This is a genomic window from Paeniglutamicibacter kerguelensis, assembly GCF_017876535.1.
Classification (GTDB): Bacteria; Actinomycetota; Actinomycetes; order Actinomycetales; family Micrococcaceae; genus Paeniglutamicibacter; species Paeniglutamicibacter kerguelensis.
Genome location: NZ_JAGIOF010000001.1, coordinates 2,776,061 through 2,792,398 on the forward strand (window position 1 = coordinate 2,776,061; position 16,338 = coordinate 2,792,398).

Here is a 16,338-nt window from a genome sequence, read left to right on the forward strand (position 1 = left end):
CACGAGTTAGGTAAGCATAACCTTTGCCTGTCAGCTTGTGGTTTTTCCCAACATCGAAGGAGCCCCATGACGCCCCAACGTCCCCTGGCGCAAACCCTGTCCTCCCCCGCATATGCCTCCGACGGCGCCGCGGCAAGGCATCTGCTCGGCGCCGAATCCGCCGAACGCATGGCCGAAGAATTCGGTGCCGCCGCACGCATGGCAGCCCGTTCGATCGCCGGGGCCGCCGGCCCCACCACGGGTCCCGGCCCCGCAGCGCTGCGGGCCCGGCTCGACGCGGTGGACCTGCGCACCCCGCTGGGCAGCACCGAAGCCGCCCTGGAGGAAGCGACGGAACTGTACCTGCGCGATGCGGTCTACTTCCACCACCCGCGCTACGCCGCGCACCTGAACTGCCCCGTGGCAGTGCCCGCCGTTGTCGCCGAGGCGCTCGTCACCACCGTCAACACCTCGATGGACACCTGGGACCAGAGCGCCGGCGCCACGCTCATCGAACAACGGCTCATCGACTGGGCAGCTGACCTGGCGGAACTCGGCCCGGAGGCCGACGGCGTCTTCACCAGCGGCGGAACGGCCTCCAACATGCAGGCCATGCTGCTGGCCCGCAACGCCGCGGTCGCCGGCGCGCCGGGCAGCCTGCCCGAGCGGCTTGCCGGGCTGCGCATCTATGCCTCGGCCGACAGCCACTTCAGCATCTCCACCTCCGCCTCGTTGCTCGGCATGGGGGCCGACGCAGTGGTGGCAATTCCCGTGGACTCGATGCACCGGATGGACGCGACCGCCCTGGAGCGCGCGCTTGCAGACGACCGGGCCGCCGGGCTGCGCGCCCTGGCCATCGTCGCCACCGCGGGTACCACCGACTTCGGCGCCATCGACCCGCTGCCGGCTCTTGGGGCGCTGGCGGCCGCCTACGGCGCTTGGTTCCACGTCGATGCCGCCTACGGCTGCGGGCTGCTCGCCTCGCCGCGGCACCGCGGCATGCTTTCCGGCATCGAAAACGCCAACTCGGTGACCGTCGACTTCCACAAGTCCTTCTTCCAGCCCATCGGATCCAGCGCGATCCTGGTCCGCGACAAGTCCTCCCTGGGCCTGGTCTCGCACCATGCCGAATACCTGAACCCGGCGGCCGAGGCCGGCCGCGTGCCCAACCAGGTCGACAAGTCGCTGGCGACCACGCGCCGCTTCGATGCGCTGAAGCTCTGGGTGACGCTGCGCTCCATCGGCGGGCAGGCCATCGGGGAAATGTTCGACTCCGTGATGGAGTTGGCCGCCGAGGCGGGAGACATGGTCCAGGACCACCCCGAACTCGAGCTCGCCGCTCCGGTGCAGCTGAGCACCGTGGTCTTCCGCTACGTCCCGGCCGGCCGGGACGGCGACGGTGCCGTGGAATCGCTGGCCAATGTGATCCGCAAGGCCCTGTATGAATCCGGCGAGGCCATGGTTGCCGCCACCACCGTCAACGGGGTGCGCCACCTGAAGCTAACCCTGCTCAACCCGCAAACCGCGCCGCGGGACGTGGCCGAGATCCTTGACGCCGTCGTGGCCCACGGCCGCCGGCTCTCCGGCGAGCGCGCAGCAAGCGAGGTCAACGCATGAGCATCAAGAACCTGAACCACGAACCGGTCTGGGACGCAGTGGGCATCGGCGCCGGCCCCTTCAACCTCGGCTTCGCGGCGCTGGCCAGCTCCGTGCAGGACCTGCGGGTGCTGGTGCTCGAGAGCGCCGACGAGCTGGCCTGGCACCCGGGCATGATGCTGGACGGCGCCCACCTGCAGGTCCCGTTCATGGCCGACCTGGTCACCATGGCCGACCCGACCAACCCGCTGTCCTTCCTGAACCACCTGAAGGAAACCGGACGCATCTACCCGTTCTACATCAGGGAGAACTTCTACCCGCTGCGCGAGGAGTACAACAACTACCTGCGCTGGGCCGCGGCCAAGCTGCCCTCGGTCCGGTTCGGGCACCACGTCGCCGCCGCCCGGCACGTGGACGGGGTCTACGAACTCGACGTGCACACGTCCGAGGGGGCGCACACCGTGCGCACCCGCAAGCTGGTGCTGGGCACCGGCACCGTGCCGTACGTGCCCGCCTCCGTGCCCGAGCAACTGCTGGCCAGCGGCCAGGTGGTGCACAGCAGCGGCTACCGGGAAGCCAGCGAACGCGTTGCCGCCTCCGGCCGCATCGCGGTGGTCGGCAGCGGCCAGAGCGCCGCGGAAATCTTCGCCGACCTGCTGGGCCGGCTGCCGGCCGACGGGCAGCTGGAGTGGGTCACCCGCTCCGCGCGCTTCTTCCCGCTGGAATACACCAAGCTGACCCTGGAGATGACAAGCCCGGAGTACATCGACCACTTCCACGGGCTGCCGCAGGGCACCCGGGACCGGCTTTCGGCGAGCCAGAAGGGGCTCTACAAGGGCATCAACGCGGATCTGATCGACGAGATCCACGAGATGCTCTACCGGCGGTCCGTGTCCGGCCACCGGCCCGTCACGCTGCGCGCGGCCACCGCGCTGGAATCCGTCTCAACCTGCGACGGCTCCCTGGGCCTGGGGCTGCGCAACCAGGACGACGGCGGGGCCTTCACCACGCACGCCGACTCCCTGGTGCTGGCCACCGGCTACGGCTACCGGGAACCGGCTTTCCTGGCCGGCATCGACCAGCGCCTGAACCGGCTGCCCGACGGCCGGCTGGACGTGGACCGCGACTACGCGATCACCCCCGAGGGCGACGTGCTGGTGCAGAACGCCGAATTGCACACCCACGGGTTCACGGCCCCCGACCTGGGCATGGGCGCCTACCGCAACTCGGTGATCATCAACCGGCTGCTCGGCCGGGCGCACTACCGGGTCGAGACCCGAATCGGTTTCCAGCACTTCGGCAGCCCCGCCACGGGCGCCAATCCCGCCCACTCCCCCGAGATTGAACTCCACCCCGAAGGAGCCCACGCATGATCACCACCTTCGAGCCGGCCATCGCGCCTGCCGCCACCGACATTTCCTTCCGCCGCTTCGACCCCGCCGCCGACGCCGAGCTGCTGCACGGCTGGGTGAACACCGAGCGCGCCCGCTACTGGGGCATGAACGGCACGTCCGTGGAGCAGGTGCGCGCCGCCTACGCGGCCCTGGACGCGGACCCGCACCACCACGTGCTGCTCGGGCTGCTGCCCGCAACCGCGCCCGGCCGGGAGCCGGAGGCCGTGATGCTGCTGGAGCATTACACCCCGGAGCATTCGGTGCTTGCCGGGGCCTACACCCACCGGCACGGGGACGCCGGCCTGCACCTGCTGCTTGCCGGCCCCGGCAACGGCCCGGCGCGGCCCGGGTTCAGCGCCGCGGCCATGGAGGCGGCCATCGCCCACCTCTTCGCCGACCCGGCGGTGCTGCGCATCGTCGTGGAGCCGGACGCGGGCAACACCGCCATCCACTCGCTGAACTCCCGGCTGGGCTTCTGCCCCGCCGGGCGCGTCGAGCTGCCGGCGGGCCCGGACACCCCGGCCAAGACCGCGCTGCTGTCCTTCTGCACCCGTGCCGACTTCGCGGCCGCCACTTACGGGCCCTCCACCGCCACCGCGCACCTGTCCCCCGCCCGCTGGGACACCGCCAACCGCCACGTGCTGGCCAAGGCCATCGCCGAGTTCACCCACGAGCGGCTACTGGCCCCGGTTCCGGGGAACGGGACCTGGTCGTTGTCGGTCGGGGACCTCGAATACCGATTTGCCGCCACCGTGCACCAGCTGGAGCACTGGGTGGTGGACCCCGCCTCCCTGGAGGTGAACCGTGCCGGCGTGTCCGTCGCACCGGATGCGGCGGGCTTCGTGCTGGCCTTCCGTCAGGAACTCGGCCTCTCCGAGGCGCAGCTGCCGGTGTACCTGGAGGAAATCGGCAGCACCCTGGCCGGGCACTGCTACAAGCAGCTGCACTCCACCGCGAGTGCCGCGGAACTTGCGGCCGGGACCGGGGACGCCGTGGCCGACTTCCAGCGCACCGAGGCCGCGATGACCGAGGGGCACCCGTGCTTCGTGGCCAACAACGGCCGGCTCGGCCTGGGCGCCGGGGACTACCTGGACTACGCCCCGGAAACCGGCTCGGCGATCGAACTCCAGTGGCTTGCCGCCCACAACTCGCGGGCCCGCTTCACCGCCCTGTACGGGATCAACGCCGCGGGGCTGCTGCGCGAGGAACTCGGCGAGGCGCAAATGGACCTGCTGAATGCCCGGCTCGCCGCCGCCTGCGCCGCCAGCGGGCTGGATCCGGAGGAGTTCGTGTTCATCCCGGTGCACCCGTGGCAGTGGGACAACAAGCTGGCCGTCAGCTTCGCGCCCGACGTCGCCACGGGCCACCTGGTGCACCTGGGCGCGGGCGCCGACCTGTACCAGCCGCAGCAGTCGATCCGCACCTTCTTCAACCGCAGCAACCCGGAGCGCCACTACGTCAAGACCGCGCTCTCGGTGCTGAACATGGGCTTCATGCGCGGGCTCTCGGCCGCCTACATGGAGGGCACCCCGGCCATCAACGCGTGGCTCACCTCGGTGTTCGACGCCGATGCCGAGCTGCAGGCCCGCGGGACCCGGCTGCTGCGCGAGGTCGCGGCCGTCGGCTACACCAACTCGCTGTTCAACGCCGCAGGCCAGAACGCGCCGCAGCGCAAGATGCTGGCGGCACTCTGGCGCGAGTCCCCGGCCTCGCGCATCGAGGACGGGCAGGCCCTGGCCACCATGGCCTCGCTGCTGCACATCGATGCCGCCGGCGCCTCGCTGGCCGCCGCGCACGTCCGGCGCTCGGGCCTGGCGCCGGCCGAGTGGCTGGCCCGCTACTTCGACGCCTACCTGGTGCCGCTGGTGCACTGCCTGTGCCGCTACGACCTGGTGTTCATGCCCCACGGGGAAAACGTCATCATGGTCTTCGAGGACTCGGTGCCGGTGCGCGTGCTGCATAAGGACCTGGCCGAGGAGGTCGCGGTGTTCGGGGACCGGCAGCCGCTGCCCGCCGAGGTCGAGCGGATCCGCATCACGGCGCCCGACTCCGAACGCCGGCTGGCGATCTTCACCGACGTCGTCGACTGCTTCCTGCGCTTCCTGGCTCCGGCACTGGCCCGCGAGGGCGTGTGCGGCGAGGATGAGTTCTGGGCCATCGCCGTGCAGCGCCTGCTCGCCTACCGGGAACGCAACCCGGAGCAGGCGGCGGCCTTCGACGCCCTGGAGCTCTTCGCCCCGGACTTCGAGCTATCCTGCCTGAACCGGCTGCAGCTGCGCAACAACCAGCAGATGCTGGACCTGGCCGACCAGTCCGGCGGGCTGATCTACGCCGGCACGCTGGCCAACCCGCTGGCGGGGCACGGGGCGTAGGCCCGAGACGCAACGGGGGCCGGATCGCAGCCATGGCTGCGATCCGGCCCCCGTCTTGGATGCGGTGGCCTTAGCTCCAGTCGTAGAAGCCCTTGCCGGTCTTGCGGCCCAGGTGGCCCGCCTCGACCAGGTCGCGCAGGATCTGCGGCGGAGCGAAGCGGTCGCCCAGGGTCTCGTGCAGGTATTCTGCAATGCCCAGGCGCACGTCGAGACCCACGATGTCGGTGGTCTTCAACGGGCCGGTCGGGTGCTTGTAGCCGAGCACCATGGCGTTGTCGATGTCCTCGGCGCTTGCGACGCCCTCTTCGACCATGCGCATGGCTTCCAGCGCGATGGCAACGCCCAGTCGCGAGGAGGCGAAGCCGGGGGCGTCGTTGACCACGACGGCGGTCTTGCCCAGCCCGGCGACCCAGCCGCGGGCGCGCTCGATCAGCTCCGTGGCGCTCTGCTTGGCGATGACAACCTCGATGAGGGTGGAGGCCGGCACCGGGTTGAAGAAGTGCAGGCCCAGGAAGTTCTCCGGGCGCTGCAGCTCTGCGGCCAGGCCGCTCATGGACAGCGAGGAGGTGTTCGAGGCCAGGATCGCGTCCGCGGCAAGGTGCTCTTCGACGTTCTTGAGCGAGGAGACCTTCAGGTCCCAGATTTCCGGGACGGCCTCGACGACGAGCTCGCGGTCGGCGAAGGCCGCGTAGTCCACCGAAACGTCGAACCGGGTGAGCATCTCGCCCAGGTTCCCGTCGACCGAGCCGCGCTCGATTGACTTGGCGGCTGCGGACTCGACGCGTTCGCGGGCGCCCTGTGCGGAAGCCTCGTCGCGCTCGACGACGACCACGTCGCAGCCATTGACCAAAAAGGCGTGGGCAATGCCGGCGCCCATGCGGCCGCCGCCGAGGACGCCGACCTTGGCCGGGAGGGCCGGGGAAACTTCACTCATTACTTTTTCTTCCTGTCTAAGAAGGCCTGCATGCGGTCGAATTTTGCCTGGGATTCAAAGAGCATTCCCTGCGCGAGGGTGTCGATGACCGGGTGCGCCTCACGCGGGGTGTGGAACACGGACTTGGTGATCCGCACGGCCAGGGGGTCCTGGTTCCCGATACGGTCGGCCAACGCCGAGGCGGCGGCGAGCAGGTCCTTGCCCTCGACCAGCTCGGTGATGAGCCCGACGCGCAGGGCCTCCTCGCCCTTGAGCACCTTGCCCGCGAGCAGGATCTCCTTGGCGACGGGCTCGCCCACGAGTTCCTTCAGGCGCCAGGTGGCACCTGCGGCCGCCATGATGCCGAGGCCGGTTTCCGGGTTGCCCATGCGCAGCTCCGGGGTGCCGATGCGGAAGTCCGCGGCGTAGGCCAGCTCGGCGCCGCCGCCCAGGGCGAAGCCATCGAGGGCCGCGATAACCGGCATCGGCAGCTTGGCGATGCGGTCAAAGATGCCCGAGTTGATGCCGGCCAAGGCATCGTCGCGGCGGCGCTCGCGCAGCTGGGCGATGTCGGCGCCGGAGGCGAAGACTCCCTTGGCGCCGGTTTCCGGATCGGCCGGGGTGCCGGAAAGCACCATGATCTTCGGAGTGCGCTCAAGGTAGGCGCACACCGCATGCAGCTCGTCGACCATCAACTGGTCGATGGCGTTCCTGACCTCGGGGCGGTCCAGCTGCACCAGCAGCCGGTCCACGGACTCGGAGACCTTCAGGGTCTGGAAGCCCGCGGTGTCCAGGTTCTCCCCCACGCCTAGACGCCCTCGATGAGCAGGGCGGAACCCTGGCCCACGCCGACGCACATGGTCGCGAGGCCCAGCTTGGAACCGTTCTTCGCCTCGCGTTCCAGGCGGCCCAGCAGGGTGATGACAATGCGGGCGCCGGAGGAGCCAAGCGGGTGGCCGAGCGCGATGGCTCCGCCGTCGTTGTTCACGATCTCCGGGTCGATGCCCAGTTCGCGCATGGACGCCAGCGACTGGGAGGCGAAGGCCTCGTTCAGTTCGACGGCGGCCAGGTCCTCGATCTTGCGGCCGGAGCGCTCCATGACCTTGCGTGTTGCCGGAACCGGACCCACGCCCATGATTTCCGGGGCCAGGCCGGCGGAGGCGCCGTCGATGATGCGGGCGCGCGGAACCAGTCCGTACTTCTTGATGGCTGCCTCGGAGGCAACGATGATCGCCGAGGCGCCGTCGTTGAGGGTCGAGGCGTTTCCGGCGGTGACCACGGTGCCGCCCTTGACCACGGGGCGCAGCGCGGATAGCACCTCGAAGGTCGTGCCGGGGCGCGGGCCCTCGTCGGTGTCGACGATGGTTTCGCCCTTGCGGGTCTTGACGACAACCGGGACGATTTCGTCCTTGAAACGGCCGGCCTCGATGGCGGCGATGGCACGCTCGTGGGAGCGCACGGCGAAGGCATCGCAGTCCTCGCGGCTGGTGCCGAAGACGCGGGCGACTTCCTCGGCCGTTTCCGGCATGGAGAAGGTGGCCTTGCCCTCGCGGGAAAGCTCGCCGGAGAGGAACTCGGGGTTCGGGAAGCGCCAGCCGATCGAGGTGTCGTAGCTGGCCCCTGGCTTGCCGAAGGCCTTGTCCGGCTTTTCCATGACCCACGGGGCGCGGCTCATGGACTCGACGCCGCCGGCGACGACGATGTCGGCGGCACCCGCCTTGATCATGTGGCTGGCCATGGTGATGGCGCTCATGCCGGAGGCGCAGAGTCGGTTGACGGTGATGCCCGGGACGGTGTCCTCGAAGCCCGCCAGCAGCCAGCCCATGCGGGCGACGTTGCGGTTTTCCTCGCCGGCGCCGTTGGCGTTTCCGAAGATCACCTCGTCGACGTCGGCCGGATCGATTCCGGCGCGCTCGACGGCGGCCCGAATGGTGAGCGCCGCCAGGTCATCGGGTCGGACACTGCTCAACGCTCCGCCGTATCGTCCAACCGGTGTGCGGGCTCCGCCCACCAAGAAAGCCTCGGTCATCACAACTCCTTTGTCATTCGAAACTCGCCATGCCCCATTCCCGCCGCTAGCGATGGGAGGGCGATGGCGGGCCGTTCTTTGTCCCCGGCCGCGGGTCTTGGACAGACCGCACGTTATTTACCGACCATTCGTTCACTAATACAATCCCACCCCGAAGTGATCGGGGTCAACCTCCGCGCCACATTCACCCGGACGGGCTTCACGGGAGCACCCCGAAGCTTAAAAGAGAATCGGCGGGGCCGGCGCGGAAGGTGTCCCTATGACACTTCCACCCAACCCCGCCGATTTTCAACCCTCAAAAAGGTATCGGGGGTACAAAGAAACCGGTGTACTAGGCGTACAACTCGCTCTTGGGCTTGTTGTTGCGCACCTTGCGCCAGCCGATCCACAGGGCGACGGCAATCAGCGGGATGCACCCGATGGTGTAGAGGCCAAGGTGGAACACCTCGCCGTCCTTGCCCGTGATGGTGTCAAAGCCGATCAGCACGGTGATGATCGCCAGGGACACAAGTCCCGCCCAGCTGGTGTACGGCGAGCCCGGCATCAACAGCGAGGAGGCCTTGCCACGCTTCTTGCGCAGCATCAGCTGGCAGGCGAAGATCGATGCCCAGGTGAACAGCACGCCGATGGACGCGGTGTTCAGCGCCAGGTCGAATGCGTAGGTTCCACCGAGCCACACGTTGAGGATGATGCCGATGAAGTAGACGCCGGAGATGGCCCAGATACCCGCGTACGGAACGTAGCGCTTGTTCATCTTGGTCAGCCACTGCGGGGCGTGGCCATTGTTTGCCATCGCGCGGAAGATGCGGCCGATCGAGTACAGGCCCGAGTTGCAGGAGCTCAGTGCCGCGGTGATCACGACGAAGTTCATGACGCTGCCGATCCAGCCCCAGCCCAGCTGGTCGAAGACTGTGACAAACGGGCTGACGCCCGCCTGGTACTCGTTCCACGGAACGATCATGGCCAGCAGGGACACCGAGCCGACGTAGAAGACAACGATGCGGATGACCACGGCGCGGATTGCGGCGGGAACTTCCTTGGCCGGGTTTTCCATTTCACCGGCGGTGATGCCGACCAGCTCGATGGCGTTGTAGGCAAAGATGACGGCGTTGAGCACCAAGATGGAGATCAGGAAGCCGCGCGGGAACATGCCGCCTTCGCTGGCGAAGAGGTTGCTCACCGAGGCGTGTCCGTCGCCTACCTGCGCGTTCGTGACCACCAGGTAGGCGCCAATGCACAGGAACGACACGATGGCAGCGACCTTGAGGAACGAGGCCCAGAATTCGAACTCGGCAAAGGCCTTGGCGCTGAAGAGGTTCACGGCCACGAGCAGCCCCAGGGCGCAGAGCGCGGAGGCCTCCACCGGAACGCCGGGGAAGAAGTACTGGAAGTACAGGCCGATGGCGATGAGCTCGGCGATGCCGGTCATGGCCCAGTTCAGGACGTACATCCAACCGGAAAGGTAGGCGCCCTTGGCGCCGAAGAGCTCACCGGCATAGGAAACGAAGGAACCCGAGGACTGGCGGTACATGATCAATTCGCCCAGCGCACGCATCAGGAAATATGCGATGACACCGGCAATGGCATAGGAGAAGATCAATGCGGGACCGGTGGAAGCCAGGCGCCCGCCGGCACCCATGAACAGGCCGACCCCGATGGCACCACCCATCGCGATCATCTGGACGTGGCGACGCGTCAGGGTCTTCTTGTAACCCTCGGACGTGACACCAGCTTCGCTGGTCGAAACTTGATGCTGATGCTCTAGAACGTTGTGGGGTTCCAACGCGTGACTCCTTCAGTAAAGCTTTACTCTCGCGCTGGGTAAGGCGGGAGGTGCCCGCCAAAACCCGCCCGGGGTGGCCCGTGACACATACAGTGGACGCAAGCGGTAAACCTACCCCATTCGTGGCCGTTAATACACTTGGGATGTGCCACGGACCACAGGATTCCGACGTGATGCACACCACGTGCAATTGCACAAATCGCGTAGTGAAGCCCGGCTTTCCGCGGATTATCCGGTCCAAAAAACTTTTCCAAAAATTGTTGAACAGTTTCTGGATCCTGGCGACCTCCGGACGTAGATATGCCTCGCCTCCCGCACCCGGTTTTCGCGCCGCCGCCGGGTGAGCGGCTAGCATTCATAACTGTGAGCAACGTTGAATCAAACCCGCAGCTGCCGGCCAAGGTCTCAGACATTTTCGACCCCACGCGCTGGCGCGGGGTCGAGGGCTTCGACCTCGAGGACATGACCTACCACCGCCAGGTCGAGCGCGATACCTCCGGCAACGTCCTCCGCGACCTGCCGACCGTGCGCATTGCCTTCAACCGCCCGGAGGTGCGCAACGCGTTCCGCCCCGGCACGGTTGACGAGCTCTACCGCGTCATGGACCACGCCCGCATGAGCTCGGACGTGGCAACGGTGCTGCTCACCGGCAACGGCCCCTCCCCCAAGGACGGCGGGCATTCATTCTGCTCGGGCGGCGACCAGCGCATCCGCGGCCGCGACGGCTACCGCTACGCCGAGGGCGAGACCGCCGACTCGATCGACCCGGCACGCGCCGGACGCCTGCACATCCTCGAGGTCCAGCGCCTGATGCGTACCATGCCCAAGGTTGTCATCGCCGTGGTCAACGGCTGGGCCGCGGGCGGCGGGCACTCGCTGCACGTCGTCTCCGACCTGACCATCGCCTCCCGCGAACACGGCAAGTTCAAGCAGACCGACGCCACCGTCGGCTCCTTCGACGCCGGCTACGGATCGGCGCTGCTGGCCCGCCAGGTCGGCCAGAAGACCGCACGCGAGATCTTCTTCCTCGCCCGCGAATACTCCGCCGAGGACATGGTCCGCATGGGCGCCGTCAACGAGGCCGTCGACCACGCCCGCCTCGAAGAGGTGGCGCTGGAGTACGGGGCGGACATCGCCAAGCAGTCCCCGCAGGCCATCCGCATGCTCAAGTTCGCTTTCAACCTGGCAGACGACGGGCTGGCGGGCCAGCAGGTCTTCGCCGGCGAGGCCACCCGCATGGCCTACATGACCGACGAAGCAGTCGAAGGCCGGGACGCCTTCCTGGAAAAGCGCGACCCCGACTGGTCCGCCCACCCGTACTACTTCTAAGGCCAAGGACTCCAGCCACCCATGAATCCCGATTCCGCGCTCGTTGCCCTTTCGGCTTCCCTCAATGGGGAAGGCCCCGCCGTGGAGATCCTTCCCGGCACCACGAACAACGAATACCTGGTGAGCCTCGTGGCCGAGGCGGACGTGGAGGGCCTGGAGGAAATCGCGGCCGTGGTGCGCACCTCGGGCTCCACCGGCACGCCCAAGCGCACGGCACTGTCGGTCGAGGCTCTTGCTTCCTCCTCCATGGCCACCGCCGAGTACTTGGGCTTTGAGGGCCAATGGCTGCTCGCCCTGCCCCTGCACTACGTGGCGGGGCTGTCCGTCCTCAGCCGGAGCCTGTATGCCGGAACGCGTCCCTGGGCCATGGACCTGGACCGGAGCTTCGACGCCGCCGGGTTCAACGAGGCTGCATCGGCGCTGACCGACCGCAAGCGCCTCGTGTCACTGGTGCCCACCCAGCTGCAGCGCCTGCTCACCGACCCCGACGGCGAAACCCTGTCCACGCTCAAGCGCTTCGATGCGATCCTGCTCGGCGGGGCGCGCGCCCCGCGGTCGGTTCTCGAGGCGGCTGCCAGGCATTCCCTGAACATCCACCTCACCTACGGATCCAGCGAAACCAGCGGCGGCTGCGTATACGACGCCAAGCCCCTTCCCGGGGTCGAGGTGAAAGCCGTCGACGGACGGATCTGGCTCGGCGGCCCGACCATCGCTTCGGGCTACCTCGGCGATCCGGAACTGACAGCGAAGCACTTCAGCGTCGACGGCGAGGGAACCCGCTGGTATCGCACCGATGACCTGGGCGGCTACGAGGACGGGGTCCTCACGGTGGGCGGCCGGGCGGATGACGTCATCGTCACCGGCGGCGTCAAGGTCTCCGCGTCCAGGATCCAGCAGGTCATCGAGTCGCTTCCGGGTGTTGGCTCGGTCATGGTCCTGCCCGTCGCCCACGAGCAGTGGGGCCAGCAGGTCGGCGCCGCGCTCAGCGGAACCGCCGACCCGGAATCGGTGCGTGAGGCGGTGCGTTCGGCCCTTGGCGCCGCTGCGGTGCCGCGCCGCATCCTGCAGCTTCCGGCCCTGCCGCTGCTGCCCAACGGCAAGTTCGACCGCATGGCCCTGGGCGCACTGCTGGCCGCCGCCCCGGAATAGCCCGTACCCCGCGACATTCCCGTCCATCCAGCCGCCGGTTCAGGTAGATTTCGCCCTCATCACTGATCAGGGGAGAATGGAGGCTGATCTTAGACGGAAGTATCGAGAGGACTAACAGTGGCAACGCTCTCCCAATGGGTCGCCGGTGCACGACTTCGCACGCTGCCCATCGTGATTGCCCCGGTTGTTATCGGCACGGCGGCGGCAGTGGACATCACCGGAGAGCTTGCCTGGTTCGAGGCGATCCTGGCACTCATCGTGGGTCTTTTGCTCCAGGTCGGAGTGAATTACTCCAACGACTACTCGGATGGAATCCGGGGCACCGACGACGTTCGCGTCGGCCCGCTTCGGTTGACCGGCTCGGGGCTCGCCGAGCCGAAAGACGTGCGGAACGCGGCGTTCGGCTGCTTCGGTGCGGCGGCCCTGGTTGGCGCATTCCTGGTGATTTTCACCGGTTCGTGGCCGTTGCTGCTGGTCGGTGCCGCGGCCGTCGTCGCGGCCTGGGGCTACACCGGCGGCAAGAACCCCTACGGGTACCGCGGGCTGGGCGAGGTGTTCGTTTTCATCTTCTTCGGCCTGGTGGCAACGCTCGGCACCACCTACACCCAGGCCGGCATGCTGTCGCTGCTGTCGCTTTTGGGTGCAATCGGCACCGGCCTGATTGCCACGGCCCTGCTGATGGCCAACAACGTGCGCGACATTCCCACGGACCGCGAAGTCGGCAAGATGACCCTCGCCGTGCGCCTGGGAGACACCACCGCGCGCATCAGCTACGTGATGATGCTTGCCGTTGCCATCCTGCTGCCGGTGACGATGATCGGCACCCGCCCGTGGATGTGGCTGGTGCTGCTCACCGTGTTGCCCAGCCTGATGCCCTGCTGGATCATGCTGCGCAAGCACGAACCCGGCGCATTGATCCCGGTGTTGAAGCAGACCGGCATCATCAACCTTGTCTACGCCGCGCTGTTCACCGCCGCGATCGTCATGGACAAGGCCCTGGCCTAACACACCCTGCACAGATGCGGCGGGGGCGGCTTCCGATTCGGAGTGGCCCCGCCGCATTTTTGTGTCACCCACGGTCCGGTTGCGACGATCGCAAGGGCAAATTCCCCATGGAAGCGCAACCCCGATGGATCCGATGCAACAGTGTCAGGAAATTCTTGGCCGACGGGATGGGCACCTGCCGGCCACGGGACAACCGGACGTCGGTTAAGGACACGTAGGGCCGCATGTCCGCCCGCGTTGAAGCGGAACATTGTCTACGGCCCCGGACCCCGAAAGGGGTGGAAAGCTACTTGTCGCCGTCCAGGAAGCGGTCTTCGGCTTCCTCGTCGGACAGCTGCCGCTTGGACTTCTTGGGGCCATTTGCCGCGAACATTTTCTGCACGTCGGCGTTGGCGGCGAGCCGCAACTTGTTGAAGAACAAGTAGCTGACGGCGAAGGCAACGACGAGCGCGATCAGGCCCGCGATGTAGGCGGACCAGCCCAGAAGGAATACCAGCGGGAGGAAAACAACGAAGAAAAGGGCCAACCGGATCACGGTGTACTTTAAGAACTGCACGCCTCCAGTCTATCCGCAGCCCGATCCCAGATATTTTCACTAGACTATGTATATGGTCAGGAACATAATTTTTGCCGCATTGGTCGCACTAGCTGTCACCATCTACGCTTTGATCGAATGTGTTCGCACACGTCCGAGCGATGTCCGTTCCCTGCCCAAGGTCGGATGGGTCGCCGCCATTATCTTGCTGCCACTCATCGGTGCCGGGCTCTGGTTCTGGCTCGGACGCCCCGTCACGGGCGGGCAGCGCCAGGCCCCGGGAACGCGCCCGGCCACCGGCGCCCCCGACGACGACGAGGCCTTCTTGCGCAACCTGGAAACGCAGCGCCGCAACAAGGCCCGCGACGAGGAACTGCGCCGCAAGGAGGCCGAGCTCAAGGAACGCGAGCGCAAGGCGGCCGAGGAAAACCACAAGAAGCCCGAAGAGGGCGGCAATCAGTCCGAAGACAAACCGCACCACACCCCGTAGTCCAAGAACCGATTCGAAGGTTGGGCAGGCCCGGATTTTTCCGGGCCTGCCCAACCTTTTTGTCTAGTCGCCCTTGACGTTGATGATCTGGCGCAGCTTGTGCCGCACGCTCACCAAGTCGCCAGCGTCCTCCATGACCTGGTCAATGGGCTTGTAGGCACCCGGGATCTCGTCGATGAACGCATCGGTGTCACGGTACTCGATCCCCGCCATGGCCTCGCGCAGCTGCTCGATGCTGAAGGTCTTGCGGGCCGCCGTCCGGGAGTACTCGCGTCCGGCGCCGTGCGGCGAGGAATCAAGTGACACGGGGTTGCCCTTGCCGACCACCACATACGATGCGGTGCCCATGGAGCCAGGGATCAAGCCGTGGTCGCCCTCCCGGGCCCGGATGGCGCCCTTGCGGGAAAGCCAGACAGACTTCCCGAAATGCGTTTCCTTCTCCGTGAAGTTGTGGTGGCAGTTGATGCGTTCGAGTTCCTCGACCGGTCCCCCGACCCAGTTGGTGAACTGGCGGATCACGCGGTCCATCATTTCTTCCCGGTTCAGCAGGGCGAAGTGCTGGGCCCAGCGCAGTTCGCGGATGTACGCGTTGAATTCGTCGGTCCCCTCCACCAGGTAGGCGAGGTCCGGATCCGGCAGCTCGATCCAGTACTTCTTGGCGACCTGCTGTGCGACCTTGATGTGCTTGGTCGCAATCTTGTTGCCGATGCCGCGCGAGCCGGAGTGCAGGAACAGCCAGACCGAGTCCTCCTCGTCCAGCGACACCTCGATGAAGTGGTTGCCCGAGCCCAGGGAGCCAAGCTGGTGTGCCCAGTGCCCCGCGTAGCTTGCCGGGTCGAAACCGGCCTTCACGGCCAGTTCCTTGAGTTCCTCGATCCGGGGAACCGCAGTTGCAACGATCTTGCTGTTGTACTTCCCGGCCGAGAGCGGGATGGCGCGTTCGATCTCTTCACGAAGCGGCTTGCGATCCTTCGGCAGGTCCGCGGCCTTGTACTGGGTCTTCACTGCGATCATGCCGCACCCGATGTCCACGCCCACCGCCGCGGGGATGATGGCCCCAAGCGTCGGGATCACCGACCCGACGGTAGCACCCTTGCCAAGGTGCGCATCCGGCATCAGCGCCAGGTGCGGGAAGATGAACGGCATCTTCGAGGTGGTGATTGCCTGCTCCCGGGTCTTTTCATCCAGGATGGACGCCCAGTTCTTGAGCCGGCTGTTGATGGTCTCCACGATTTCTCTTTCTGTGATGTGGTCCTCGCCGCGCGGTCCGCGGAAAGGCTGAAAGATTCGGGGAAACGATCGGATCCAAAAAAGTAACCCCGAACCGGTGTGCGGTTGCGGGGTTTGGAGTCCTACTGGCGTGCAGGGATCTACAAAAGGGGCAACCGACGGCCTGGTTCATGCTTGTACTGGCGCTGAAAGGAGCGCATGGACAAGTCATTTAGTTGGGTTGCTTTAAAATTCAACATGGCCTTGTCCTTTCCAGTAGTTGTAGACCGATTCCCGTTTTCGGGGTTTTCATGTGCCGCCTCCGGTGCGGAGCCGACAAGAGGCGAGCCTAACAGCTGAAACAGCGATCGGGCAACAGCGGGCCCGGTTCGGGCCTGTCTCGTTAAAGAGAACAACCCATGATCCAGAAGCAGGATCATGGGTTGTTCTCTTTGTGGCGGGGACAGGATTTGAACCTGTGACCTCCGGGTTATGAGCCCGGCGAGCTACCGAACTGCTCCACCCCGCGTCGGTATGTACTAACCCTAACAGCGG

General features: G+C 66.7%; 13 protein-coding genes and 1 tRNA gene. 7 read left to right on the forward strand and 7 right to left on the reverse strand.

Going from position 1 to position 16,338, the window contains the following annotated elements:
• The first annotated feature begins 66 nt into the window (after positions 1–66).
• The 3 genes from JOF47_RS12770 to JOF47_RS12780 are packed head-to-tail and all read left to right on the forward strand — an operon-like array spanning position 67 to position 5,341.
• Positions 67–1,596 (forward strand): pyridoxal phosphate-dependent decarboxylase family protein, encoded by a 1,530-nt coding sequence (locus JOF47_RS12770; RefSeq protein WP_245356357.1) that lies wholly within the window; start codon positions 67–69, stop codon positions 1,594–1,596.
• Positions 1,593–2,948: a lysine N(6)-hydroxylase/L-ornithine N(5)-oxygenase family protein gene (locus tag JOF47_RS12775; RefSeq protein WP_209998943.1), complete on the forward strand. Its 1,356-nt coding sequence runs from the start codon at positions 1,593–1,595 to the stop codon at positions 2,946–2,948. The genes JOF47_RS12770 and JOF47_RS12775 overlap by 4 nt, the downstream gene beginning before the upstream one ends.
• The gene (locus JOF47_RS12780) at positions 2,945–5,341 is read left to right on the forward strand and encodes a GNAT family N-acetyltransferase (protein ID WP_209998949.1); all 2,397 of its coding nucleotides are present in this window, start codon (positions 2,945–2,947) and stop codon (positions 5,339–5,341) included. Before JOF47_RS12775 ends, JOF47_RS12780 begins: the two co-directional genes overlap by 4 nt.
• Positions 5,342–5,411: 70 nt before the next feature.
• On the opposite strand, the gene JOF47_RS12785 is transcribed toward JOF47_RS12780, so the two are convergent.
• From JOF47_RS12785 to JOF47_RS12800, 4 genes are all read right to left on the reverse strand, one after another.
• Complete coding sequence (locus tag JOF47_RS12785; protein ID WP_209998951.1) at positions 5,412–6,275, reverse strand: 3-hydroxyacyl-CoA dehydrogenase family protein; 864 nt, start codon at positions 6,273–6,275, stop codon at positions 5,412–5,414.
• Entirely contained in the window at positions 6,275–7,060 is a 786-nt protein-coding gene (locus tag JOF47_RS12790) for an enoyl-CoA hydratase/isomerase family protein (RefSeq protein ID WP_209998953.1), read from the reverse strand. The genes JOF47_RS12785 and JOF47_RS12790 overlap by 1 nt, the downstream gene beginning before the upstream one ends.
• A 2-nt stretch (positions 7,061–7,062) precedes the next feature.
• Complete coding sequence (locus JOF47_RS12795) at positions 7,063–8,283, reverse strand: thiolase family protein (protein ID WP_209998969.1); 1,221 nt, start codon at positions 8,281–8,283, stop codon at positions 7,063–7,065.
• Between the two features lie 331 nt (positions 8,284–8,614).
• Entirely contained in the window at positions 8,615–10,066 is a 1,452-nt protein-coding gene (locus JOF47_RS12800; protein WP_209998986.1) for an amino acid permease, read from the reverse strand.
• A 363-nt stretch (positions 10,067–10,429) separates the two neighbouring features.
• On the opposite strand from JOF47_RS12800, the gene JOF47_RS12805 reads away from it, so the two are divergent.
• The 3 genes from JOF47_RS12805 (at position 10,430) to JOF47_RS12815 (ending at position 13,549) form a co-directional block, all read left to right on the forward strand.
• Complete coding sequence (locus JOF47_RS12805; protein ID WP_209998995.1) at positions 10,430–11,395, forward strand: 1,4-dihydroxy-2-naphthoyl-CoA synthase; 966 nt, start codon at positions 10,430–10,432, stop codon at positions 11,393–11,395.
• Between the two features lie 21 nt (positions 11,396–11,416).
• Positions 11,417–12,544 carry an AMP-binding protein gene (locus tag JOF47_RS12810; RefSeq protein ID WP_209998998.1) on the forward strand — a complete coding sequence of 376 codons (1,128 nt, stop codon included), beginning with the start codon at positions 11,417–11,419 and terminating at the stop codon, positions 12,542–12,544.
• A gap of 117 nt (positions 12,545–12,661) precedes the next feature.
• Complete coding sequence (locus JOF47_RS12815; protein ID WP_209999008.1) at positions 12,662–13,549, forward strand: 1,4-dihydroxy-2-naphthoate polyprenyltransferase; 888 nt, start codon at positions 12,662–12,664, stop codon at positions 13,547–13,549.
• Positions 13,550–13,835: 286 nt separating this feature from the next.
• On the opposite strand, the gene JOF47_RS12820 is transcribed toward JOF47_RS12815, so the two are convergent.
• On the reverse strand, positions 13,836–14,105 hold the full coding sequence (locus tag JOF47_RS12820) for a DUF4229 domain-containing protein (protein WP_209999010.1): 270 nt from the start codon (positions 14,103–14,105) through the stop codon (positions 13,836–13,838).
• 52 nt (positions 14,106–14,157) lie between these two features.
• On the opposite strand from JOF47_RS12820, the gene JOF47_RS12825 reads away from it, so the two are divergent.
• Positions 14,158–14,574 (forward strand): PLD nuclease N-terminal domain-containing protein, encoded by a 417-nt coding sequence (locus JOF47_RS12825; protein ID WP_209999012.1) that lies wholly within the window; start codon positions 14,158–14,160, stop codon positions 14,572–14,574.
• Positions 14,575–14,637: 63 nt separating this feature from the next.
• Here JOF47_RS12825 and JOF47_RS12830 read toward each other — a convergent pair whose 3' ends face one another.
• Both JOF47_RS12830 and JOF47_RS12835 read right to left on the reverse strand, forming a co-directional pair.
• Complete coding sequence (locus tag JOF47_RS12830; protein ID WP_209999014.1) at positions 14,638–15,804, reverse strand: RtcB family protein; 1,167 nt, start codon at positions 15,802–15,804, stop codon at positions 14,638–14,640.
• Between the two features lie 434 nt (positions 15,805–16,238).
• A tRNA-Met gene (locus JOF47_RS12835) sits at positions 16,239–16,312 on the reverse strand.
• Positions 16,313–16,338: the final 26 nt, after the last annotated feature.

Coding starts and splice junctions, on each gene's coding strand:
- JOF47_RS12810 (WP_209998998.1), top strand. CDS start 11,417: ATGAATCCCGATTCCGCGCTCGTTGCCCTTTCGGCTTCCCTCAATGGG.
- JOF47_RS12795 (WP_209998969.1), bottom strand. CDS start 8,283: ATGACCGAGGCTTTCTTGGTGGGCGGAGCCCGCACACCGGTTGGACGA.
- JOF47_RS12785 (WP_209998951.1), bottom strand. CDS start 6,275: ATGAGTGAAGTTTCCCCGGCCCTCCCGGCCAAGGTCGGCGTCCTCGGC.
- JOF47_RS12780 (WP_209998949.1), top strand. CDS start 2,945: ATGATCACCACCTTCGAGCCGGCCATCGCGCCTGCCGCCACCGACATT.
- JOF47_RS12775 (WP_209998943.1), top strand. CDS start 1,593: ATGAGCATCAAGAACCTGAACCACGAACCGGTCTGGGACGCAGTGGGC.
- JOF47_RS12825 (WP_209999012.1), top strand. CDS start 14,158: ATGGTCAGGAACATAATTTTTGCCGCATTGGTCGCACTAGCTGTCACC.
- JOF47_RS12770 (WP_245356357.1), top strand. CDS start 67: ATGACGCCCCAACGTCCCCTGGCGCAAACCCTGTCCTCCCCCGCATAT.